Source organism: Nocardia sp. NPDC003979 (assembly GCF_053605015.1).
Window position 1 is genome coordinate 1 of sequence record NZ_JBSGIJ010000033.1, and the last position, 21,537, is coordinate 21,537.

Sequence of the window (21,537 nt, forward strand, 5' to 3'; positions counted from 1 at the left end):
GGCCGCGGGGGGCGGGGGGCGGGGCCGACGCCGCGCTACAGGCCGCCCCGCCCCGTGCCGGGTTCTCCGCATTCCGCCGCGTCATGGGCGTGAGCTGGCAACAGGTCGGCGCGGTCGGGCACGCCCTGGACCTGAACGCCGTCGAGCAACAACACGCGTGGGAACCAACCGCCCAGCTGTGGACCGAGCAGGTCGCGCAGACCATGTCGAGGCTGGACCGGGCGGAGTTGTCGGCGCGGTGGCAGGCCGTCATCGACACCGATTTCGCCACGGTGTCGATGCCGGTGATGGTGTTGCAAGCCGCCGGAATCACTCCCGACGACATCAACCGTCAACTCCCCGTCCTGCCCGACCGGATGGTCGAGCTCGCCGCAGCCGCCCTCGATGCCGATCTCGCGAACCCCGACGCGGTCGGGCTTGGCATCGACGCCGCGATCGAGGCCACCGGCGCCGGTGCCCACACCGAACACGACCCCACCGATCACCGATCGGGCCCGAACCCGGATCAACAACTCCCCGGGTCCGAGATCGGGCCTGGACCGTGAACAGCTCTCACTCACCCCTTCCAGGTCCGCCCATGGACCCGAACACGCAGTCGATCAACAGGATTGGAGAAACCGGTGAGTCATCCACTTTCGGGTGCCGAGGATCTGCCGTCGTGGCAGCTTCGCCTACTCGAACGAATCCAGAACGCCAGCTACGACCACTACCGCACCTTGTTCCACGGGTCCCCGCAGTACTCGCCCGCCAACGGGCCGAGCGTTCAGCTCGAGACGTGGCGGACCCACCTGAGGGCGTTGGACGACGAGCGCGGTGAGATCGAGCTACACGCCCACGCTTGCGGGGTCCCGCAACGGATGATCGACTACGCCACCGACACCGGCGCCAGGGGAGCACGCTGGGGCGACACCCCCGAAACAGCGACACTGCCGATGGCCCCGCCGGGGGCAGATCCGGCACGCCTGCACCTGCTCGACCAGCTCGCCGAAGACGTCTGGCGCCTCGAACACACCGCCCTGGTCCGCGCGGAATACCTGCATCGCGTGCACACCGGTGGGTTGCCCGACAACGAGTCAGGTGAACGCCAACTCCACGACAACATGGCCGCGCTGTGGCGCCGCGCGACCGGGACCGCGGCACTGATCAACGTCCAACCCGGCGAGGCCGAGCAACTGTGGGGCCGCAGCCCGGGCTCGTGGCAGCAGGTGGCCGAGCTGACCGCGGCCTCCTACACCGATGCCGAACTGCGCCAACGATTCACTGAAATGTCGTGGAAAGGGATCGAGGCCGACGTCTCGCGCACTTTCGGCAACCTCGCCACCACGACCGTCACCGATCTCGGCCCGCCCACTCCCTGGGAGTTCGCCCAGCGTGCCGAACAGGCCTTGGCCGCGGTCACCTTCGCCGACAGCCTGGGCCCGGGTGCGGGGCACGGTATCGGCACCGCGGTCGAGGCGACTGGGGCCGGGACAGGAGCGCGGTGGGAGCCGGACCCGGACCTTCAACCGCACCCGCCTGATCGAGGGCCCGGGTCCGGTGTGGATCAGGGGGTGTGGTGATGACCAGCGCTCCGGGACCTGAGGAGTCGGTGAGTCAGTGGCAAGGGCGCATCCTGCGGCGGATTCAGCAATTGGCCGCCCAACACCGGGAGATCACCGATGCCGGACCGGGAATGTTCGATGACGGGATCTCCGGTCACAGCGAGCAGGTGTGGAACGAGCGACTTGAGTTGCTCACCGTGCAGCGCGAACACGCCGAGTATGCGGCCATGTTGGGTGGTGTCGACCCGGGTTGGGTGGTCGATGCCCGCGAGCTCGGTCAGCGTGGGGCGAACCCGCCCAAGCCGGGTGTGGTGCGCCAGCATCCCGCCCGCGCCAGCGAAGCGCAGGAGTTCTATCTCGACATGCTCGAGGTCGACTTGTGGACGATGGAACGCATGGCCGGCCTGGAAGCGGCCCGAATGGATCGAATCGCCACTGGGAGATGGACTTTCGATACCGACCCGATCGCGGTCGCGCAGTTCGCCGACAACATGGCGGCACTGCACACCCGGGTCACGGTGCTCGCGGCCGCAGCGCAACTGACACCGGCCGAGGGTGAGAGCTTGTGGGGGTCGAGTGTGGAAGGGATCCGCCGGGTGCATGCGGTGACCTTCGCCGGCTACACCGAGCAAGCTCTGGCTCAAGCTTGGAACGGCTACGCCCGCGCTGATCCGGCGTTGGCGGTGCCACCGTATGTTCCGCGAGATCCCGACACGGGCACGCCTACCGACACCGCCCGGGTCGTCCCGCCGACACCACGCAAGATGCTCGCCGACGCGACGACCGCGTTGCGGTCCCAGTTCGTCGACACTGCCATCGGCCAGGCCGAACCGACCGATCTGGCCGCCGAGAGCACCGCGATCACCGCCGTCGTCGACGCCGCCCTCGGTGAGGACACCGCATGGACCTGGGAAGCCGACCCGGACCCCGTCCCCGGGCCCGCCGGTCGAAGCGGCATCGACAACGGACCAGATCTGTAGAACTGCAGCACGATTCGTGATTTGTCGGCGCATCGGCCAGGGGGAACTGGACCGAGGCGACCGAACCTGAACCGCTGGGACCTCACCACACCCCGTTGAGGGTGTGACGTTTTCTCGATCCGAGGAAGCACGATGCCCCACCGAATCCGCGAACAACCACCCTCACTCTCGAATCCCACCACCTCGTGGCACCTGTGCTTGTCCGGGAGCCCGCGATGAGCTGGCAGAGCCGAGGAACCAGTTTCACCAACCCCGCCTACTACCGTGACGCCGCCGACAGCGTCGAGGCCCAACTTCGCGCCGACTTCGCCGCTCACCACCAGTTGGGTGAGATCGCCGGCTACGGGGAAACCCCAGCACAGGTCGTCGAGTACAAAGCTCGCGCGCACGCCATCGCCCGACAGTGGCAACAAGACGCCTCACCCGAGCATCAGCAGTTGTGGAACCACCTGGCCAGCGCGGTCGAGGCCTGGACCGCGAACCCCGAAACGGCCCGCGTCGGGTTCGGTCAGCTGCAGCAAGCGTTCATCGAGGGCGGCGCCGGGATCGACGCGAGCACCATCCGAACGCAACGGCAAGCCGCGGAACTGACCGGACACCTCGAACCGGTCAACGACCGGTCGGCCCAAGACGGCGCCCGATGGCGACCTCGCCACCTGAGCGTGGTCCCCGATCCCGGCGCCGAAACAACACGCTCGGACAGTTTGGTCGATCGCGCGTTGGGCGGGCGAGCTGCAGTTGAGCTGAGCATGGCCGAGGTCGAGGCGATCATCAACGGCTCCGACGAACTCCTCGCCGCCGAGGAAGCTCTCGGTGATCTCGACACCGGTGACGACGAGATCACCGCCCTGTTGCCCGCCGCCCAACGCAACGCCTACCTCACTCCCACCGTCACGGTCGACCAGTTGCCCGCCCAGATCGTCGCCGTGCGCCGGGTTCAAGACCTGGCCGCTCAACATGCCTGGCTGGCAACCGAATTCGACGAATCACTCGAAGGCAGTCAGGTCCGCATCGACCAGTTGGAGCGGTTGATGGACGGCGCGAGAGATGCCCGCCGCGCCGCCGCCCTCGCCGGGGCAGACCACGCTGAGATCACCGCCGCCTACCAGGCGGGCCTGGACGGGCACTACTGGTCGCAGCAGCCCGGGGCGCCGCGGCTGGCGCAACTCGAGCACGTCCTGGGCGAACGCGACAACGCTGTGGCCGAACTCGACATCCTGCGAAGCCAGCTCGGTCTGGCTCCTGACCACCCACCTGCGCTCGCGCTCGCCGCAGGCGCGGAGAACACCCACCACCCGGCCTCCAGCACCGCCCCGCCGGGTGGGGCGGTGATCGCCAATGCGGTCGAGTCTGCCCTGCCCGATGCCGACGTCGCCGCCGAGTGGGTGAGCCCTCAATTCACCGGGGTCATCGACGCGCCTGCGCCCGCACCCGGTGTGGAACCAAGTTTCTGAAAGGACCAGGTCAATGATGTTCTCTCCCCGAGAAACCCGCCGCCGCACCAAGTCCGGACTGGGTGAGGAAGCCAGCATGCTGCTGATCCTGCTGGCACTGCTCGCGCTCGTGTTCGTGCTGTGGGCGGCACTGAAACTCGGCAGCTGGCAGGCCGGGCAATCCGTGTCGTGGAACCCGTTCGCGGCCTTGCTCTCGGTCGTCGCCGGAGACAAGCGATGGCCTTGGCAAGCAACCCCGATCGCGGTGGTCTTGCTCTGCGTGACCGGCGCAGGTGCGATCCGCGGAGCCAGGTCGTTCACCAGCGGCGGGGAGGTCGATGCGGCGGCGCGGACCATGCAACCGCCGAGCAAGATCCGCATCGCGCGCGCCGCCGACAACCTCGCTGACAACCAACGCCTCCTCAATGACGCCCCACCTGCGGTGCAGGCGAATCCGGGACCGCTGTTGGGGCGCACGGTCATCGGCGATATCGCCTTACATGTTCCCGCTGAACTCGGTGTCACGGTGACGGCTGGTCAGCGGACCGGAAAGACGGTGGCGTGGGCGATCCCGGCGGTGCTCTCGGCGTGGGGGCCGTGCCTGGCCACCTCGAACAAACCCGACCTGTATCGGCACACCGTCTACGGGCGTGAGCAGGTTGGGCGGGTGTGGGTGTGCGACTTGCAGGCGGTGACCGGGCAGGTGGTGTGCGGGTTCTGGGTGAACCTGTTCAACCAGGTCACCGGCCTTCCCGCGGCGCGCAAGCTGGCCGGGTTCTTCGTGTCCGGGTCGGCGGGTTCGGCGAACGAGATCGCGAACGCGAAAACTGACGCCTACTTCGACGGCGGCGCCCAGGAACTGTTCGCCCTGTGCATCTTCGCTGCTGCGTGCGCTGGTGGGGACCTGCATCATGTGGCGGAATGGCTCGGCCGCGACCAGGACCCGACCCCGGCATTGATCCTGCGCCACTACGGTCACGACCGCCCCGCCGCCCGCATCATCGAGTGCCAAGGCCTCTACGCGAGACAGCGTGACGGCCTCTACGACATGGCGCGGCGTTTCCTCAACGTGCTGTCTGATTCCGGGTACGCCCAGATGGTCACGCCCCCGGTTCGGAAGCTGTTCCAGGTCAGCGAAACCGCGGCCAAATCAGTTACAGCGCAACAGAATCTGTCGGGCACGGCGGCTTCGATCCGCAACGGGGTCCTGATCGAGACCACCGAGCAACCACGCACCCACCTGTTGCCGGAGTTCGACCCGACCGCGTTCGTCACCTCCAACGACACCCTGTACCCGCTGTCGATGACCGGACCCGACGGGGCAACCCCCTTGACCGCGGCCTTGGTCGGGCAAGTCCTGGAAGCCGCCCTCACCGCAGCGCGGGCTCGCCCGGATGGGCGGTTGGCGGTGCCGCTGTTGTGTGTGCTCGACGAGGCTGCCAACTGCGCACGGATCAGCGAACTGCCCTCCTACTACACCTACGCCGCAGGTTGCGGAATCATCCTGATGACGATCCTGCAGGTCCTCGAACAAGGCGAAAACCTGTGGGGGGTCAATGGTTTGAAGACGATGATGGCCCAGTCGATCGAGGTCTACGGCGGGTCTATCGCCTCAAGGGACTATTTGGAGCACTGGTCGGCGATGGCCGGGCAACACGACGTCTCCGATCGCTCGCGCACCTATACCCCCGGCGGGATCCAACGCAGCCTGTCCTGGCGCGCCGAACCCATCCTCGATGTCGCCATGCTCGCAGCGCTACCGAAAGACCGTGCCCTGGTCCGTCTTCCCGGCCACGGCCCCGTCGTCGTCCGCAAAATCCCCTGGTTCGACAGCGACTACGCGCCACTGGTTCGTATGTCGATGCAACGGTTCGAAGGGCAGCCGGTTTCGCTGATCAAAGCCACTCATCCTGCCATGGGGGAGGGGCAGTCGTGACCAGCCCGGCACCGACCGCTACGGCGCCGATGGCACCGCAGTTCGTCCACTTCACCGACTTCGCCATCAAGTGGATGTTGCCCACGATCAGCGTCCGATTGGCCGAAGCCAACCGGGAGAACACCTTCACCTGGTGCTCGCGGTGGTGGGCTCATCGCCCGGTCGCAGTCCGGGTCGCGCATCTGCATACCGCGTTCGAGGCGATGCGCCGCGCCAAAGCCGGATCGAGCCTGAGCACGTTCCTGCTCACCCATTTCGACCCGCACGTCAACCTCATCCTTGACGCCGCGAACGGCCCCCTGCACCGCTGCACCCGTAGTCGCCACCAGGTCACACCGTCGTTGCCGTTCGATCCTGTTCCGCCCGGTTGGTTCGGCACCACCGCCCCTGCCGCCGTCGACGATGACAAGCCAGCGAAGAAGTTCGACCACTACAGCGAGTTCGTGCAGCGGTGGTTGTTGCCGGTGGTGTCGGTGAAGATCGCCGCGAACAACCGGGAAGGCCAATACACCTGGTGTCGACAGTGGTGGCGCCACCAAAGCGTCGCGATCCGCTTCGCCGGCTTGCACGCCTGCTTCGAAGCCGCGGTCAATGCCGAGGACAAGCAGGCGATGAGCGCACTGTTCGTCCGCCACATCGACCCCCAATTGCGGTACATCCTCGACGCCGCCAACGGCCCACTGCACCGCTGCACACCTGACCGCCACATCGACAGCCCAGGCCTGGGTGGTGAACCGGTTCCGTCGAATTGGTTCGGCACTCCCGGGTCCTCGGCACCGGTCCACCACCTTGGGTTCGGCCCGGACTTTCGCGCCTTCACCGAAGCAGGTGAGCCGCAGTGAGTATGGCTAACGCGACCACAGTCCAGAAAAGGGTCCTCAAGGCGCTACAGAATCAGGCCGCCGACTCCCAAAAGCTCCTGAACACCCAACGCGCCAGCGGCACCGAGCCGACCCCGGAATGGACACAGGACTTTCAGGCGCGGGCGACGGTGCACAGCGAGCTCGGCGCCGCTGCCATCGCCGGTGGGGTGCCGGTCGAGTGGGTTGATCAGGCCCGCGAGCGCGGCACGAAAGGTATCCGCTGGAACACCAACCTGTTCCTGCGCCGCGCCGCCCCGGTCGATCGTGAGGCGCTGATCGACAACCTGCGCACCGACATCGAACACTTGGCACGGTTCACCGGAATCCATGCCGCCTACCGACCCATCGCAGCCGCACACAATTCCGACACCACCAAAGTCGGCGACATACTCGACACCCTGTGGCGACGATCTGCCCAACTTGGTGTCCTGCTCCGGGTGGAGGCGGAAGCCCGACAACTCTGGGCGCACGACACGTGGATCGAAACCGCCGCCTCGGCAGCGGCAGGGCTGGACGAAGCCGGCCTCGCCCACCAGTGGCGGGCGATCGCGGCCACCGACATCAGCAGTTGCGCGGTGCAGGCGCGCGCCTTGGCCGAGGCCGGGATCGACCCCGATTCGAGGATCGCACCCCCAGAGCCGAGCGCAGTGCTTGACGTTCTCGGCGACAACCACCTTCGGGTGATCGGGTTGTTCTCCCACGCACCCGGTGCGCAGATCGACGCCGCCATCGGCGCGACCGGGGCCTGCGCCCACGACCTCGACAACGACGCGTGGACCACCCAGCCGGTATTCAGTGACCCGCAAACGAACTATCCCGGGATCGAGCCATGACCCGCCCGCCATCGCAGCCGCGCCTGGTGTCGGATCTACCGGCCCCGCAGGCCGAAGCGCTCAAGGACATCCATGACCTGGCCCGCCGCGCCGGTGCGCTGCGTCGAAGCCAGCCGTATGCCCCCGAACTGGTGCGGCTCGAACATGACCGCAGCATCGCCGAGATCGTGGCCGCCAGCAGGGCGATACCGGCGGTGTGGATCACCCAAGCCCGCGAATACGGGCACGAGAACAGGGCGTGGCAACCGACCACGGTGCTGCGGGACCCGCCGAAGAACAACGTCCCCCGCCGCGGTTACGGCCGAGTCGTCGCCGACACCCACCGGCTCGTCGACATGGCCACGGTGTCGGTACTGCGCCACCACCATCTCCACCGAGCCGGGATCGAAGTCGAGCCCGAACCTGCTGTTGTACAACAGCTTCGGCACAACATGGTCGCGATCCGCACCCGCATCATTCACACCGCCGCCGCGATCAACATGCCCCCCGCGCAACGTGAGCGCAGCACGACGGTGACCGATGCCCGCCTCGCCGAACGTCTCGCCACTCACCACCGGCTCGCCGTCGACGACCTGACCGCGCTCTGGCGCGACCTGGCCACCCCCGCGATCGCGGCGAGTGTTCGCTCGTCGCTGGCCAGCCTGCGCCGCACCACCACCCCACCGGCCGGTACCGAGCCCGGCTTGCCGATGCCGCCGACGGTCGAGGAATTGATCACCCGCACCCGCCTGCAACTGGGCGACGCAACCCCAGCTGATCCCTCGACCGACGGGCAGCGAATCGAAACCGCAGTCCAACTTGCCCTGCCGCCCACGGCAACAGAACCCGACCACCACACGGCCGACGCAACAGCCGGGCCGCCACCGGATCGTCCACTCACGCCAGGCCCTGAACCGTGACGAGCCGCCGGCTCGACCACAGGACTACTACACCCACCACACCGCCGCCGACCGATCGGAGCTCGGCAACGACCCGCCGGGGGCCACCCGATCGAAACACCCCAAGAGAAGCCGCGTGAGCCGCGGCGCCGAAACCGCCCCTGCACCGCGGTTACCCAGCCCCAGTGCCCAGACAAACGCTTGGAGACCTTTGCGATGACTACCGTCGATCTACCGCCGATCCCTGCTCACCATAATCAGGCGGCCCAGCCGCTCTCCCCACCTGGTGATCCCACCGTCGCATCGTTGCGCACCGCGATCCTCGGCACCGAACCAGACACGCACCAGCGCGTGCGTGCCGTCATCGCCGAACTCGGGGACCGGCCCGGCACAGGCTCGACCTATTCGGCCGAAGCGAGACTGGCACCGAACCTGCTCCGCGCAACCATTGCCGGGCTGGGCGGATCAGCGACCGCGATCGCCGCCGACACCCGACTGCGCGGAATCGTGTGCGAATGGGCCGCGATCTACGCCCCGCACCTGCTGCCAGTGCTGACCGGCCACCTCGATCTGTCGATCGGCGCGATCAGCGCCCTGGGCAACGGGTCCGCCTACCAACGTGACCTGCTCGCCGAACTCGACACCGGTCAAGCGATCGGAGTGTTGCTGCTGACCGAACTCGGAGGCACCAACGGCGCCGACCAGCAAACGACCGCGACCTGGGACGACATCCGGGGTGGATTCTGGCTCACCTCACCTGACCCGGCCAGCTGGAAATTCATGCCCAACATCGCCGACCCGACAACGCCCAAGATCGGAGTGGTCACCGCCCGCTTGATCATCGGCGGCAGTGACGAAGGTGTCCTGCCCTTGCTCCTGAGATTGCGCACAGATCAAGGGCTCACACCCGGCTTGCGGGTCGCCACCCTGCCCGACAAAGGATGGGCTCCCATGGATCACGCGCTGATCCGATTCGACAAAGTCTTCGTCCCCGCCGAGGGGTTGCTCGGCGGGACATGGGCCGTGATGGGCACGCACGAGATGGCATCGACAGTGCCGGTGCGGGCACGGTTCCACCGGGCGATCACGACCCTGGGACAGGGACGCCTCGATCTGGCGGGCGCATCCGCCGCCGGTGCGCGGGCCGGGTTGGCGGTCACGGTCAACTACGCCCGGCAACGCCGACCCGGTGGCCGGACCCTGATGGCTGAGCGGGGCACGGTCAGCCGCGACCCGGTCTCCGCACTGGCAGCCACCTACGCCACCAGCGTGCTCGGACGCCGCGTGCATGACATGGCCGCAGCTGCACCAGCAGCAGACCCGCTCATCGGTGTGTGGTCGATGCTGATCAAACCGCTACTGGCCTACACCGCACACGAGGTACTGCTGACCTGCCGGCAACGCAGCGGCGCCCAAGGATCGTTGCGCACCAACTGGATCCAAGACTGGATCGGCAACACCGAAGGAATCATCACCGCCGAAGGCGAATCACAGCTGCTGTGGAAACAAGCCGGACAACTCACCACCTGCGACATCACCACCTTGGCGCTGCCGGACACCCCCTCGCATCTGCCCTGGCATATCCGGATGCTCATCGACAGAGCGACCACCATCGCGGCCGGACTGCGACGCAACGACATCACCCCGGCCGAAACCGCACTCGATCGCGATACCGCCGCCGTCGAACTCGCCGCCGCCACCAGCGAACGACTCGCCGCGACCGCGCTGTGGACCGCCGCGACCACAGCCGACGACGACACCGCGCGAGGCCTGCTCGAATCCGCGACCGCGGTCTACACGCTGGAACGAATCCTGCACCGAGGAACCTGGTTCGCCGCCCACCGGCGGATGACACCGCGGCGCGCCCAACGCGTCCACCGCGAACTACACCGCCACCGCCAGTACCTGGGCGCGCATCTGGGGGAGTTGGTCGACGGATTCGGCATCAGCCTGGACGTCTTCGACGCACCGATGGCCGCCCCCGACTACCTGCACTGGTGGCAACACTGGGCCACCAGGCCGAACCCGCCAACCGCCACCGCCACCCGGTCGATCAGCGACAAGACGCGCCCATGACCCCACACAGAGTGGTCGTCGTCGGGGCAGGATTCGGCGGCCTCACCATGGCGGCCGAGCTGAAACACGCCGGCATAGGCGAGTTCCTGGTCCTCGAAGAAGGACCCGAGGTCGGTGGGGTATGGCGAGAGAACACCTATCCGGGTTGTTCCTGCGACGTGCCAGCGCACCTGTATTCGTTCGCCTTCGACCCCTACCGTGACGCCCGGGTCCGTTACCCGGACCAGCAGTCGATCTTGACCTACATGCGCGAGGTCACCGACCGAAACGGCCTGCGACCACACCTACGCTGCAACACCACGGTGGTGGCCGCCGACTACTGCGACACCGACCGGACCTGGACCCTGACCACGAGCAGCGGTGAGCTGATCCGCACCCGCGCGGTCGTGTGGGCGCTCGGTCAATTGCATCGACCCGCGATTCCTCGCATGCGAGGGGCGGAGACCTTCGCCGGGCCTGCGTTCCATTCCGCACGGTGGGACCACACCGCCGATCTGAGTGGGCAGATCGCAGTCGTGGGCACCGGTTCCTCAGCGGCACAGATGATTCCCGAACTCGCCCGAACCGCGGCCGGAGTCACCGTGTATCAGCGCACCCCGGCCTGGGTCCTGCCTAAGCCCGCCGCCGCGTTCGGCCCGATCTCGCGGTGGGCGCTGACGCATGCGCCCGGCCTACACGACCTCTACCGGACAGGGACCTACCACGCCGCTGACCTGCTCCTCGCACCGATCATGCGCGCAGGGTGGTCGGCACGGCCCGCCGAACTCGTCGCGCGGGCCCACCTTCGACGACAGGTGCGCGACCGCGAGCTACGTGCGAAACTCACACCGCACTACCGGATCGGGGAGAAACGGATCCTGCTCGACAACGGCTACTACCCGGCACTGATCCTGCCACACGTCGAACTGGTCACCGACCCCATCGACCGGCTCACCCCGGACACAATCCGCACGGTCGACGGCACCGAACGCCACGCCGACGTCATCGTCTGGGCCACCGGATTCCGAGCCCCGGAATTCTTTGCCGGGGTCCGGATCCGGGGCCGCGACAAAAAAGACCTGCACGAGCAGTGGCGGTCCCGAGGACGACCGACCGCCTTCTACGGACTCGCGGTACCCGGCTTTCCGAATCTCTACATGATCGCTGGGCCGCACTCGTTCACTCCGTCGAACAGCAATCCCTCGGTCAAGCAACACCAGGCCCGCTACATCCTGCGGTGCCTGGAGCTTTCCGCTCGACTCGGATCTCCGATCGAAGTCACCCCCGAGGCCATGACGACATACCAGGAACACCTGGACACCGAGCTGGCGCAGACGGTTTGGCCCCGCGGCGTGCAGTCCTGGTTCAAACGTGCCGACGGCCAGATCACCAACCCATGGCCCGGCACCGTCCGTGAGTTCGGTAGGCGACTGGAGCTGGCCAACCCGGCCAAAGCCTTTGCCGAGGTCGTTGTTGAGGCTGGCGTCTCAGGACAGGACCGGTTGGTTGGCTGAGTGCGGACATTCGACCCAACCACTTCGCCGCAAACGGTCCTCAGCTCGGATCAACCGTTCGGGCGGCAGGCGCGGACGATGAGATCGGCGGCCTCGGTGCAGATCGTTGCCGCGTCAGCGGCCGGAAGTGGGATCGTGCCGTACGTCGAGGCGTGCAGACCCTGCTGGACGAGTAGGGAAATGAACTGCCGGGCGGCCGTCGCCGGGTCCTCGACATCGAGCTCGCCGCGCTCACTGCGGCCACGTAGCAGATCGGCGATCTGCGTGACTAGTTGTTTCGGTTCGCCCTCCGCACACGCAGGGCGCAGGGACGGGATGCGGGCGACCTCGCTGATGACCAAGCGGCGCAGCGCCGAAGCGCGTTCGTCGAGCAGGACCCGCAGCACGAAAAGGCCGATCTCGACCAGGGCGGTGATGGCGTCAAGGTCGTCTGCCTTGTCCGACCCGGTGATCTCCGCGTCGAAATTCGCGGCAACTCGGCTGCGTTCGTCGTCCACGGCGGCGAGGAACAGGGTCTGTTTGTCGCCGAAGTGGTTGTAGGCGGTCTGTTTCGCCACACCGGCCCGTTCGGCGATTACATCGAGGGTCGCCCGCTCGTAGCCGTCGCGCAGGAAGGTATCGATCGCGGCGTCGAGGATGGCTCGGCGCTTCCCCGGGTCGCCGCCGTGCGGGCGGCCACCGGCCCCGCTCGGTCGCATGGCCGATGACGGCATGTCCTGTGCGCCTTTCTTGATGAGCAACCCGGGGCACCAGCCGTACGGGTGGACGAGTCAGTCTATCTACTATTTACTGGACTGGACCATCTAGTCTAATCAACTTTGCTCTGGAGGGCTTTCATGGCCGAGACGGTAGCGACCCAGCAGTTGGCACTGGACGCGGAAGCGCAGAACTTGTTGTTCCGCGCTGCCCGCACCGCCAACACGTTCACCGACGAACCGGTGACCGACGAGCAGTTCCGGGCCGTCTACGAACTCGTGAAGTTCGGGCCGACCTCGATGAACCAGCAACCGCTGCGCGGTGTCCTCGTGCGGTCGGACGGAGCCAAGTCGAAGCTGGTCGAGGCGATGACCGATCGCAACAAGGACAAGACCGCGCGGGCGCCGCTGACGGTCGTGGTCGCGGCCGATCTCGACTTCCACGACGAGTTGCCCAAACTCGTTCCGTTCATGGAGAACCCGCAGAACGTCTTCGCCGATCCGGCGGTCCGGGAGCCCTCGGCCACGTTCAACGCCGCGCTGCAGGTTGCCTACCTCATCGTCGGTATTCGCGCGGCGGGTCTGGCCGCGGGCCCGATGGTCGGCTTCGACGGCGACGCCGTGCGGCGAGAGTTCTTCCCCGACGGCAGGCATGTTCCGTTGTGCGTCATCAATATCGGCAAGCCGGGTCCGGACGCCTGGATGGGACGGCTGCCACGGCTGGAGTACGACGAGGTCTTCGCCACCGCCTGAATATCGCGCCACGGCGCACTCTGATCAGTGGATAGGCACAATTGCCGCTACATCGACTGGTGCTGTCCCAAGTCGACCTCCAGTTGTGGCTGACCGCATCGGCGGGCTAGGCCCGGGTGGGCTCCGCACCGCCGAGAGCGGTCGGCGCCGCGCGGATCCCATTGCGCTGGGGTGTTGATCACGCTGTAGAGCGGTGTGAACAGGCCACAACGACCTCAAGCCGGTGTGTCAGTTCAGCGCTCGGGTTGGTCGACTCGTGCACGCCCGATCCGGTGCCCGACGAGGCGCTCGGCTTCGGCGAGGGGATACCAGGCTGCAGCGCTCACCTCGGACTCTTGGATTTGCCCGATATCGGCCGTTGCCGTGGTGAACCAGTACCCGACGTCCAAGTGAAAGTGGGCCGGCTCATCCTTGACCGGCCGAGCTGGAACCGGGCCATACTCGATGTAGACAGGATTCGGTGACTCTAGGGCGACGCCGCTTGGATCGAGCCCGGTTTCCTCGGCAAGCTCGCGCACCGCCGCATCGATCAGCGTGAAGTCGTTTTCCTCAAGATGACCTCCTGGCTGCAAAAGCAGCCCTCCATACGCTTTGTGGCGCACCAAGAGGACTTCGGAATGCTGGCGGACCAGCAGGGCGCCGACAGTCACGTGCATGGGGAAGGTTCGCCGTGAGGCGAAATCGTGTCCGCCGCGCAGCAACCGCATCGGCTCGGATAGGAGCGTGGCCTCGTCCGGGTGGTCCTCCAAGTAGGCAGCGAGCGTGTCCGAGATGTCAGAATCGCTGATCGCCATGGATTGTCCTCCGTCGAGAGCGTGTGGCAAGCGGGAACGGCTGGCTAGCTGAGGATTTCGTCGGAAGGACCCAGGCTTCCCACCGCGACATAGCTGGCTGCCGCTGTTGACGCCAACAGCGGCGGGCGTTCGTCCATCAAATCTGATGGCTGTCCGTAGTCGTGGGTGGGGCGCCACAGATGTGCTGCGACCAGACCTGGGGCGAGAAGCCGGTACGGGGCCAGCATCGCGGTGATCTCGTCGCGGCTGCGCGGGTGAAGTCCGATCCCGTTCGCACCGAATATTTCGACTGCTGCGGCGATTTCGTCTGCGAAGACGTCGGCGGTGATGTGGCTCAACACAAGCCAGGACCCAGCGGGTAGCCCGTTGGTCAGTGCTGCGAGGACTGCGGGGGCATCGGCGAGATATTCCAAGGATCCGGACAGGCAGACCGCGACTGGTTGGGCAGGGTCCATCACCGTGGCGACGTGTTCGAGGATTGTGGGCGTATCGGTCAGGTCGATGTGGGCGACGTGGTTGCCAGGTTCTCTCAGCAGTGCACGGGCGTGGACGGTGACGAGCAGGTCGGAATCGATGTAGAGGGTTCTCACCGAGTCCCTGTGCTCCTGGGCGATGTCGTGCAGGCTCGGCGTCGTCGGGTAGCCGCATCCGAGTTCGACGATTTGAGCGATGCCGTGACGGGCGGCCAGGTGTGCGATAGCGCGTTCGACGAAAAGGCGGGATTCGGTGATGGCGATCCGTAGCGGGTCGATGGTGCCCAGCAGTTCCCCGATGCGGCGGTCGTGGAGTTCGGCGTCTTTGCGGCCGAGGATGGCGTTGAGGATGCGGGCCCGGTTGGGAGCCTCTTGATTGAGTACCACTGTTGTCGAGCTCTCGGTCTTGGGCAAGGATGCTCCTTTCGGCCGTCGGGTGGGGTGTTGGTGGTTGGTCATGGTGCCTCGCTGATCGCGGTGATTCTGGCTGCGCCGTCGGAGTGGTTCGCGCAAAGTCAGGGTGTAGTCAGCTCCCTACGACGCGGTTGAGCTCGACGGGGCACCAGGTGGCTCGGAGGGGGCGCGGGTGGTTCGATGCGGGCGAGCAGGGTCGCGATGTCGATGTCGGTCGGATCGAGGAGGTCGAGATGGTGTGTGCCTTCGGCGGCGGCGGCGATCGCTTCGACGAGGACACAGCGTTGGGCCAGCCGTGCGGGTGAGGTGCCGGGTGCGAACCCGTGCTCGATCACCGCGTCCAACAAGGAGCTTCCGACGTCGGCGGTGTCGCAGGCGAGGTCGATCATCGTCATGATCTCCGACCCCAACCCGGCCCGGAATTCCCAGAGCCCGGTCAGATCGCACAGCGCCTGCGATTTTCCGTAGGCGCGCAGCTCCGGCACCGGGGCGTACGCGGCCAGGGCACGAGCGTGGCGCCAGCATGCATCGATGCGGCGGGCCAGTAGCCGTCGTGCTTGCCACGGATCCCCGTGATGGTCGATCAGATCGCATGCCACCTCGACCGGTAGTGAATCTGGTTGGCCCGTGAGGCTGTCGGGGTGCACGGTGAGGTAGACCAAGGCAAGGCACGTCGGGCCGAACGCGAGCCCGACGACGGTGTCGGGGCCGTAGCGGACCAACGCTGCGGTGGGGTCGGTGATGTTGCTGTAGTGCAGCATCGGAGCTGAGGGACTCACTCTCGGTCGCTTGCGGGGATGCCGAGTTCGATCCGCTGCGGTCGCGCGAGGGGTGGCAGGCCGTCGGCACGGCCGCGAGGTTGGCTGCGACCTCGGGCCAAACCCAGCATCAACCTGTCGAACTGGCGGCCGACACCCAGGAACGCCGGACCGATCGGGCACTGACCCAGTGTTGGTGGCCACTTGTCGAACAGCACCGTGAACATCGCGAGCCGGCCGACCAGTTCTCCCGCGGTGACGGGCCCGGGGACATGGTCGTCGACTAGCACCGCCACATCGGGTCGATTCCCGATATGCCAGCTGATCTCGTCATCGATCACCCGGGCGATGACTCGACTGCCTCCGGTTGCAGTGTCGGGAAGCTCGAAGTACTGCCAGTCACCGATCTGCGCGTGGTCGACATCGACGAGGCACATCGTCCAGAGCGCGACGTAGGCCCGGGTGGCGTGTTCGAGCGAGGTTGCCTCTGGTTGCGCAACGTCCCATACCGCGAGCAACCGGCTGGTGTCGGGGAACGGTGTCATTGGGCTGGGCATCGGTTTCCGATCGATAGGTGATGGCTGGCGGGCAGCGCGCTGCCCGCCAGCGGATTCGAGGGCGTCGTGCCTTCGATGACGGGGCAGCCCGCGGGCAAGGTTCAGTGGATGCCGGGCTGGTCAGGTCCTGGACCGAGGTTGGTATCGGGTTACGCTCAGCTGCCGATGACGGCGTTCATGATGGTCCCGCCGCTGGTGGCTACGACGCCGCCGATCATGGCCCCGGCGATCATCTTCGGTGATTCGAGTCCGCCACCGGTCCATTTCTCCCAGGCGAACTTCCCACCGGCGTAGGTGATGGCCACGATGCCCGAGAGCAGGATGAACCAGGTCAGGTACCGGACCATTTGCAAGATCTTTTCCGACAGCGGTGGCGCTTGAGGAGAGGGGTTGTGCAGTTGTGCCAACAGGTCGCTACCGGCAGCGAGCAGCGGATTCATCGTTCGCCTTTCACGGAGGTGGATGCGGGGATCAGCGGGTGGGATCTGTGATGCCGGGCTGGCGAGCAACGGTCGAAGGAGTAGTCGTGGTGTCGACGGTGATGCCGGGCTGGCGTGGCGGGGCAACGGTCACCGCAGGGGTCGAGGATGGTTGCGGCAGGGCCGGTGGAGGCGCGAGGTGTTGGGGGGCTCCCACCACCTCGATCGGCAAGGGGCTCGATCTTGGTGAGGTGGTGGGAGCGGGCGAGTCCACACCAACCGGTGCGGACATGGTCGTGGCGAACGCCGAGAGTGTCGGGGTGCTCCTGGAGGCCGAAGGCGAACGCTCGCTGGTGTGCTGCGATGGTAACGGCGTCGTGGCAGCGTCATGCGCTGCTGCGGTCAGCCACGCTCCGGCCCACGCAACGGGCGAGGGGCCACCTCCAGTGGGGTGGGAGTAGGCGTCGTGCCGCCTCCCGGTCTCCCAGATCCGCACCCAGGTTGCCAGGTCGAGAAGGCCGCGGTTGTCGGCGATTTCGCGTTGCACGATCTCGAAGGCGGCGCTGATCAACTCATCACCGGTCGTCGGCGGCACCAGCTCGCTGATCGCGGTGGTGAACTTTTCGCCGAGCAGGGCGACAGCGGCACCTGGATTGGACAGGGCCACGGCCGTCAGCTGCGTGAGAGCGGCGGGGTTGAGGACCGATGCGACCACGGCGCGGACAGCGTCGAATCCGATGGTGCCCACCCGGGTTACAGCGGCCAGGGCCTGGTGGGCATTCAACGCGGTTCTCGGGTCCGAGGCATCGGCGAGGCGTTGCGAGATCGACTTCTGCGGGGACACCTTCAGTGCGGCGACAGGGTCACCGGAAACATCGTCGTCGACGACGGTGACGGCTGCGTTGAGGGAGGTGTAGGCGAGGGCTTGCCCGATCGAGATCAACGACGCGATCGGGTCCCCGGTCGAGAGCAGCGACTGCGACGCCACTGCGGCGGCGGCGCGCAGGATCACCGACCCAGCCGGGGTGTCGCAGGCCAGATCGCCTGCGACGCAGAGGCTGGCGACGCGGCCGGTCAGGGCCCCGAAGTCCTCGGGTATGTCACGCTGGTGACCGATCCCGCCGCCCGATACCCCCGATCGCAGCGGCGCCGGTGGTATTGCTGCCAGGTGCTGGCCGTTGGTTCCGGGAGCAGGGGCCGGGGCCGTGGCGTCGGTGCCGTGGAACAAGCCCGCGCCGGGTGTGCGGGTGGGGTCGGCCATCAGGATGACGGCGGCGATCAGCTCGGGTGCGACGACACCGGCCCCGGCGCCGATGTCTTGTGCGGTGATCGATGCGACATGGGCACCTTGGGAGTAGGCGAGGATCGCCATGCGAGTGGTCGGGCATGCCGAATGTAGTTGGGTGATCATGGGTTCCAGACGCAGCACCCCGGTCGCCACGGACTGTGCGTACGGGACGGGTGAGGCACCGACCGCGCCACCGAAACCCGCCGGGTAGGGCACGTACGCACGACCGACCAGCCCGCGACCGGGCGCGGCGGCCAACATCGGCCGGATCACCAGCGACAACATCCCGGTATCGGTACTGGGTGCGGCATCCGGTGAGGACTCACCTGTGCCCTGAACCGCGAACACATACAGCGCTGGACAACTCGGCAACGACAGCGACGTCGACGGAACCGGCGCCGCCGTCGTTGACGGTGAAGCCCAGACCAGCCCCGCGTGGGGTGCGAACACGGTGAAGGCCACGACGCACGCCAGGGCGGCCACGGTACTGCGATTGAGCGTCATCAGTTCTCCTGCAAAGGAAACGAGCCAACCCTGTGTTCCACCAGATACGCACCGGGATCGCGGCCGTCGCCCCGCGAGTAGATCGGCGGTGAGCGCGTCCAGCCACGTACCAGTCCAACGAGCGGAGCCCACGCCACCGCCAACCGGTCCAGGTCGACGGGACGCCCCCGGTCGTGCTGCACATCGCGTACAGCACGACCCACTCCGGCGGTAGCGGCTCGCCTGCAAGGATGATCGACAAGATCACCCTGCCGCCGACAGCGCTCAACCGAGATGGGCACGATTCGTGCGGTGAATCAAAGTGGGGCTCAGTCTAAGTCGAGTCCCGCCCGCCGCCGAGCCGAGTGGTTCGGCAGCGGGCCGGGCACATTTAGTCGGTGTGTGTGGTCAGTACCCGGGTGAGCAGGACCCTGGCGTCGTCGCCGTAGACGGCTTGGTTCTGCAGGAGGGCGAAAGTGCGTTCGGCCACTGCGATATCGTCGGGTCGAGTGGCGATGACCTCGCCGGTGACTGTTTCGGTCTCGACCGCAGCGCTGTCGTGGATGACGAATGCCGGTGTGGGCGCACGGAATTCGGTGTGAAGCGGGACGATCCCGATCCGCATGTTGGGGCGGGAATCGAGGTTATCGATCAGCGCTTTGATCTGGGCGCGCATCACCGCACTACCACCGACGATGCGGTGCACTGCCCATTCGCCGATGAGGAACTCGAAGCTGTGGGTTTCACGGTCGAGGATCTGTTGGCGTTGCATCCTGGCAGCGACGACGTCGTCGAGGTCGTTCGGAACGCCGAGCACCTCGATGCAGGCGGCCAGGACCGCGCGTGCATAGTCCTCGGTCTGGACAAGCCCGATGATCAGCTCCGGATTCCATGCGCGGTGGAGGGTGACACCGCTTTCGATGTCGATCAGGCTGCGCTGCAGCTTGGCCAGCCCGGTCTCGGTTCGGGCATACCAACTCACGTACGTCATATCGTTTTCCGTCTCTTCAGCGGTGGTGAACGCCAGGCGGTACCCGGCGGATCGGGATATCGGTTCAGCGGGAAGTGGAGATCGGGTTACGCGACGCGTAGGGCGGCACGTGCAGCGTCGAGGGTCATGCTGATCAGCAATTCGAAGTCGACCAGACTGTCGGGGCCGGGTTCGGCGAGCCATCTTCGGCTGTTGTCGCCGGGGGTAGGCAGCGGGATCGGTGAGCCCGTCACGGTACGGATGGCCTGCACCCTCGAGGTAGGCGGAAACAACCTGACGGCCCGGGTATCGCTGGGCTTAGGCGGGGTGGTCAAGAACGTGCGGGTACCGGTCGCGACGTTGTCCACGATCGGGGTGCTCACCCGGCTGTGGCCTAGCATGTCCAGCACCAGGTCCGCCAAACCCGAACACACCTGGATGGCGTGGACGGTGTCGGCGGGCAGGATGATCTGGTCGTGTCCGTCGAGCACGACACGCCAACCGAGGCGGCGGTAGGCGGTGCACCGATCGGCAGGGGTTTCGGTCAAGGGTCTAGCCACAATTCCTCGCAGGGCATTCGGTTGATCGGGAGAAATCCGTCTCGGATCTCAGCAACGGTCATGGACGGATGAGGATGAGAAAGCCAGTCACGCACGAAGTTCCGCACCGCGGTGCGGCACCCACAGAAGTCGACCACCAACCCGGCACTGATCACCCGCAAATGAGTATCGGGTTCCTCCGGACGAGGTGACAGCATCCGCCGCGGCATCGCGAAACTCCGGTCCTACCGGCACGCCGAGATCGTGGTGACCACGACCTCGGCCGAGGGCCGATACGGATCCAGCGGCTCGTGCGGCAGCCAGCGCCGCGCGGGATCGCGCGGCGAGGGCAGTAACACCTCGTCACCATCGGGCACCAGCACCGCGCCGGCAGCCGACAGCGTCGCGAAGGACGCACCACTGCGCAGATGGGTGGGCACGGGCCCGGTCAGAATCGTCACGACCGGTTCCGGGGTATCGGTATGCACGATGACCGGGCCCGGCCACGTCAATGCCGCGATCACCCGGTGACCGAGCTCGGACGGCAATTCGACGGCGCCCACAGTCCCGGTCCGCAACACGATCTGAGAGGTGGACTCGCGAACGAACGCATCGAAACCACACACATTGCGGTACATACTGGCCCGGTGAATAACCTTGTCCACCAATAAGACTCGCGGAGAGTTCATCGTCTTCCACCACGTTCCAGACACGCCCGGATCGCGGTGAGGACCGCGAAAGTGGTGGGTCGTTGAGGGCTGGTCGGTGGCAACTCCCACTCACGGCACCGGTCGGTATTTGTCGCCGTCGGTGTCGGTAGCGCGATCGGGGCACCTGCGGACAACACAACAACATTTCCCAACCAGAGCCGGGTGTCATCGGGCGTCGGTTCCAAGTCGCGGTCGGAGTTGGTGAGGAACGTCCATGTCCCCGACCTGAGGTGGGACACGATCGGCCCACCACCGGTGTCGGATCGAGTTAGAGCAGCGCGCACGCGTTGCCCCAGCGTCCAGGGAACCATGACCGCCTGCACTCGCCCTGCGACGACGACAATCTGACCGGAGATCGAATCCAGGACCGCTGGCAAGTGACACACCTGCTGGTAATAGGCACATGGTTTTGCCGCAGTGACGCATTCCCATTCCTGGCTTATGTCCATGCCGGGTTCAGGCAAGAATGACCTTTGATCCAGCATCGTGTCGGCTGGGTCTGTTGCCAAGTACGTATTCATCAGGCGGTGCCTCCGCTGGTTCGACGGATGATCGTTCTTGTCCGGCTGGCAAGCGCGGATATGTTCGCTGCTGGGGTTGTCCCAGCGGTAATGGTGGCTAGGGCGCGTTCAACTTCCCTCACTCGGCGGC

General features: G+C 66.5%; 21 protein-coding genes. 11 read left to right on the plus strand and 10 right to left on the minus strand.

From position 1 onward, the window contains the following. The 10 genes from ACWEVR_RS32635 to ACWEVR_RS32680 all read left to right on the plus strand — a co-directional run. A partial coding sequence (locus ACWEVR_RS32635) for a hypothetical protein (protein ID WP_452470059.1) occupies positions 1-545 on the plus strand: 545 nt, incomplete at its 5' end. Positions 546-620: 75 nt separating this feature from the next. Beyond that, positions 621-1,559: a hypothetical protein gene (locus ACWEVR_RS32640; RefSeq protein WP_452470060.1), complete on the plus strand. Its 939-nt coding sequence runs from the start codon at positions 621-623 to the stop codon at positions 1,557-1,559. 29 nt (positions 1,560-1,588) lie between these two features. After that, a complete protein-coding gene (locus ACWEVR_RS32645; protein WP_452470061.1) occupies positions 1,589-2,521 on the plus strand; it encodes a hypothetical protein in 933 nt (310 codons plus the stop codon). A 215-nt stretch (positions 2,522-2,736) separates the two neighbouring features. Continuing rightward, positions 2,737-3,975: a hypothetical protein gene (locus ACWEVR_RS32650; protein WP_452470062.1), complete on the plus strand. Its 1,239-nt coding sequence runs from the start codon at positions 2,737-2,739 to the stop codon at positions 3,973-3,975. A gap of 13 nt (positions 3,976-3,988) precedes the next feature. Next, on the plus strand, positions 3,989-5,890 hold the full coding sequence (locus tag ACWEVR_RS32655; RefSeq protein ID WP_452470063.1) for a type IV secretory system conjugative DNA transfer family protein: 1,902 nt from the start codon (positions 3,989-3,991) through the stop codon (positions 5,888-5,890). After that, positions 5,887-6,732: a DUF4913 domain-containing protein gene (locus ACWEVR_RS32660; RefSeq protein WP_452470064.1), complete on the plus strand. Its 846-nt coding sequence runs from the start codon at positions 5,887-5,889 to the stop codon at positions 6,730-6,732. Before ACWEVR_RS32655 ends, ACWEVR_RS32660 begins: the two co-directional genes overlap by 4 nt. After that, the gene (locus ACWEVR_RS32665; RefSeq protein ID WP_452470065.1) at positions 6,729-7,586 is read left to right on the plus strand and encodes a hypothetical protein; all 858 of its coding nucleotides are present in this window, start codon (positions 6,729-6,731) and stop codon (positions 7,584-7,586) included. The genes ACWEVR_RS32660 and ACWEVR_RS32665 overlap by 4 nt, the downstream gene beginning before the upstream one ends. Continuing rightward, complete coding sequence (locus tag ACWEVR_RS32670) at positions 7,583-8,485, plus strand: hypothetical protein (RefSeq protein WP_452470066.1); 903 nt, start codon at positions 7,583-7,585, stop codon at positions 8,483-8,485. The genes ACWEVR_RS32665 and ACWEVR_RS32670 overlap by 4 nt, the downstream gene beginning before the upstream one ends. Before the next feature lie 285 nt (positions 8,486-8,770). Continuing rightward, complete coding sequence (locus ACWEVR_RS32675) at positions 8,771-10,540, plus strand: acyl-CoA dehydrogenase family protein (protein WP_452470067.1); 1,770 nt, start codon at positions 8,771-8,773, stop codon at positions 10,538-10,540. After that, positions 10,537-12,033, plus strand: a complete 1,497-nt coding sequence (locus tag ACWEVR_RS32680) for a flavin-containing monooxygenase (protein WP_452470068.1) — start codon at positions 10,537-10,539, stop codon at positions 12,031-12,033. Before ACWEVR_RS32675 ends, ACWEVR_RS32680 begins: the two co-directional genes overlap by 4 nt. 50 nt (positions 12,034-12,083) lie before the next feature. On the opposite strand, the gene ACWEVR_RS32685 is transcribed toward ACWEVR_RS32680, so the two are convergent. Beyond that, positions 12,084-12,746, minus strand: a complete 663-nt coding sequence (locus ACWEVR_RS32685) for a TetR/AcrR family transcriptional regulator (protein ID WP_067488354.1) — start codon at positions 12,744-12,746, stop codon at positions 12,084-12,086. A gap of 123 nt (positions 12,747-12,869) precedes the next feature. On the opposite strand from ACWEVR_RS32685, the gene ACWEVR_RS32690 reads away from it, so the two are divergent. Beyond that, the gene (locus tag ACWEVR_RS32690) at positions 12,870-13,481 is read left to right on the plus strand and encodes a malonic semialdehyde reductase (protein WP_378666596.1); all 612 of its coding nucleotides are present in this window, start codon (positions 12,870-12,872) and stop codon (positions 13,479-13,481) included. Positions 13,482-13,714: 233 nt separating this feature from the next. Here the strand turns inward: ACWEVR_RS32690 and ACWEVR_RS32695 are convergent, their stop codons facing one another. The 9 genes from ACWEVR_RS32695 to ACWEVR_RS32735 form a co-directional block, all read right to left on the minus strand. Next, positions 13,715-14,275: an NUDIX hydrolase gene (locus ACWEVR_RS32695; protein ID WP_452470069.1), complete on the minus strand. Its 561-nt coding sequence runs from the start codon at positions 14,273-14,275 to the stop codon at positions 13,715-13,717. A 44-nt stretch (positions 14,276-14,319) separates the two neighbouring features. Beyond that, positions 14,320-15,162: an SAM-dependent methyltransferase gene (locus ACWEVR_RS32700; RefSeq protein WP_452470070.1), complete on the minus strand. Its 843-nt coding sequence runs from the start codon at positions 15,160-15,162 to the stop codon at positions 14,320-14,322. 101 nt (positions 15,163-15,263) lie between these two features. Continuing rightward, positions 15,264-15,941 carry a hypothetical protein gene (locus ACWEVR_RS32705; RefSeq protein ID WP_452470071.1) on the minus strand — a complete coding sequence of 226 codons (678 nt, stop codon included), beginning with the start codon at positions 15,939-15,941 and terminating at the stop codon, positions 15,264-15,266. Next, entirely contained in the window at positions 15,938-16,477 is a 540-nt protein-coding gene (locus ACWEVR_RS32710; RefSeq protein WP_452470072.1) for a hypothetical protein, read from the minus strand. Before ACWEVR_RS32710 ends, ACWEVR_RS32705 begins: the two co-directional genes overlap by 4 nt. Before the next feature lie 155 nt (positions 16,478-16,632). Further along, positions 16,633-16,917, minus strand: coding sequence for a hypothetical protein (locus ACWEVR_RS32715; protein ID WP_357395969.1), 285 nt, complete (start codon positions 16,915-16,917; stop codon positions 16,633-16,635). A 31-nt stretch (positions 16,918-16,948) separates the two neighbouring features. Beyond that, positions 16,949-18,688, minus strand: coding sequence for a cutinase family protein (locus ACWEVR_RS32720; protein ID WP_452470073.1), 1,740 nt, complete (start codon positions 18,686-18,688; stop codon positions 16,949-16,951). A gap of 370 nt (positions 18,689-19,058) precedes the next feature. Then, positions 19,059-19,658 (minus strand): DUF5753 domain-containing protein, encoded by a 600-nt coding sequence (locus ACWEVR_RS32725; RefSeq protein ID WP_452470074.1) that lies wholly within the window; start codon positions 19,656-19,658, stop codon positions 19,059-19,061. Positions 19,659-19,744: 86 nt separating this feature from the next. After that, positions 19,745-20,197 (minus strand): hypothetical protein, encoded by a 453-nt coding sequence (locus ACWEVR_RS32730; RefSeq protein ID WP_452470075.1) that lies wholly within the window; start codon positions 20,195-20,197, stop codon positions 19,745-19,747. A 224-nt stretch (positions 20,198-20,421) separates the two neighbouring features. Continuing rightward, positions 20,422-20,865 (minus strand): hypothetical protein, encoded by a 444-nt coding sequence (locus ACWEVR_RS32735; protein WP_452470076.1) that lies wholly within the window; start codon positions 20,863-20,865, stop codon positions 20,422-20,424. Positions 20,866-21,537: the final 672 nt, after the last annotated feature.

Excerpts from the sequence above, each read along its gene's own strand:
- ACWEVR_RS32725 (WP_452470074.1), bottom strand. The coding sequence starts at position 19,658 with ATGACGTACGTGAGTTGGTATGCCCGAACCGAGACCGGGCTGGCCAAG.
- ACWEVR_RS32690 (WP_378666596.1), top strand. The coding sequence starts at position 12,870 with ATGGCCGAGACGGTAGCGACCCAGCAGTTGGCACTGGACGCGGAAGCG.
- ACWEVR_RS32720 (WP_452470073.1), bottom strand. The coding sequence starts at position 18,688 with ATGACGCTCAATCGCAGTACCGTGGCCGCCCTGGCGTGCGTCGTGGCC.
- ACWEVR_RS32710 (WP_452470072.1), bottom strand. The coding sequence starts at position 16,477 with ATGCCCAGCCCAATGACACCGTTCCCCGACACCAGCCGGTTGCTCGCG.
- ACWEVR_RS32685 (WP_067488354.1), bottom strand. The coding sequence starts at position 12,746 with ATGCCGTCATCGGCCATGCGACCGAGCGGGGCCGGTGGCCGCCCGCAC.
- ACWEVR_RS32670 (WP_452470066.1), top strand. The coding sequence starts at position 7,583 with ATGACCCGCCCGCCATCGCAGCCGCGCCTGGTGTCGGATCTACCGGCC.
- ACWEVR_RS32735 (WP_452470076.1), bottom strand. The coding sequence starts at position 20,865 with ATGAACTCTCCGCGAGTCTTATTGGTGGACAAGGTTATTCACCGGGCC.
- ACWEVR_RS32650 (WP_452470062.1), top strand. The coding sequence starts at position 2,737 with ATGAGCTGGCAGAGCCGAGGAACCAGTTTCACCAACCCCGCCTACTAC.
- ACWEVR_RS32715 (WP_357395969.1), bottom strand. The coding sequence starts at position 16,917 with ATGAATCCGCTGCTCGCTGCCGGTAGCGACCTGTTGGCACAACTGCAC.
- ACWEVR_RS32680 (WP_452470068.1), top strand. The coding sequence starts at position 10,537 with ATGACCCCACACAGAGTGGTCGTCGTCGGGGCAGGATTCGGCGGCCTC.
- ACWEVR_RS32695 (WP_452470069.1), bottom strand. The coding sequence starts at position 14,275 with ATGGCGATCAGCGATTCTGACATCTCGGACACGCTCGCTGCCTACTTG.
- ACWEVR_RS32655 (WP_452470063.1), top strand. The coding sequence starts at position 3,989 with ATGATGTTCTCTCCCCGAGAAACCCGCCGCCGCACCAAGTCCGGACTG.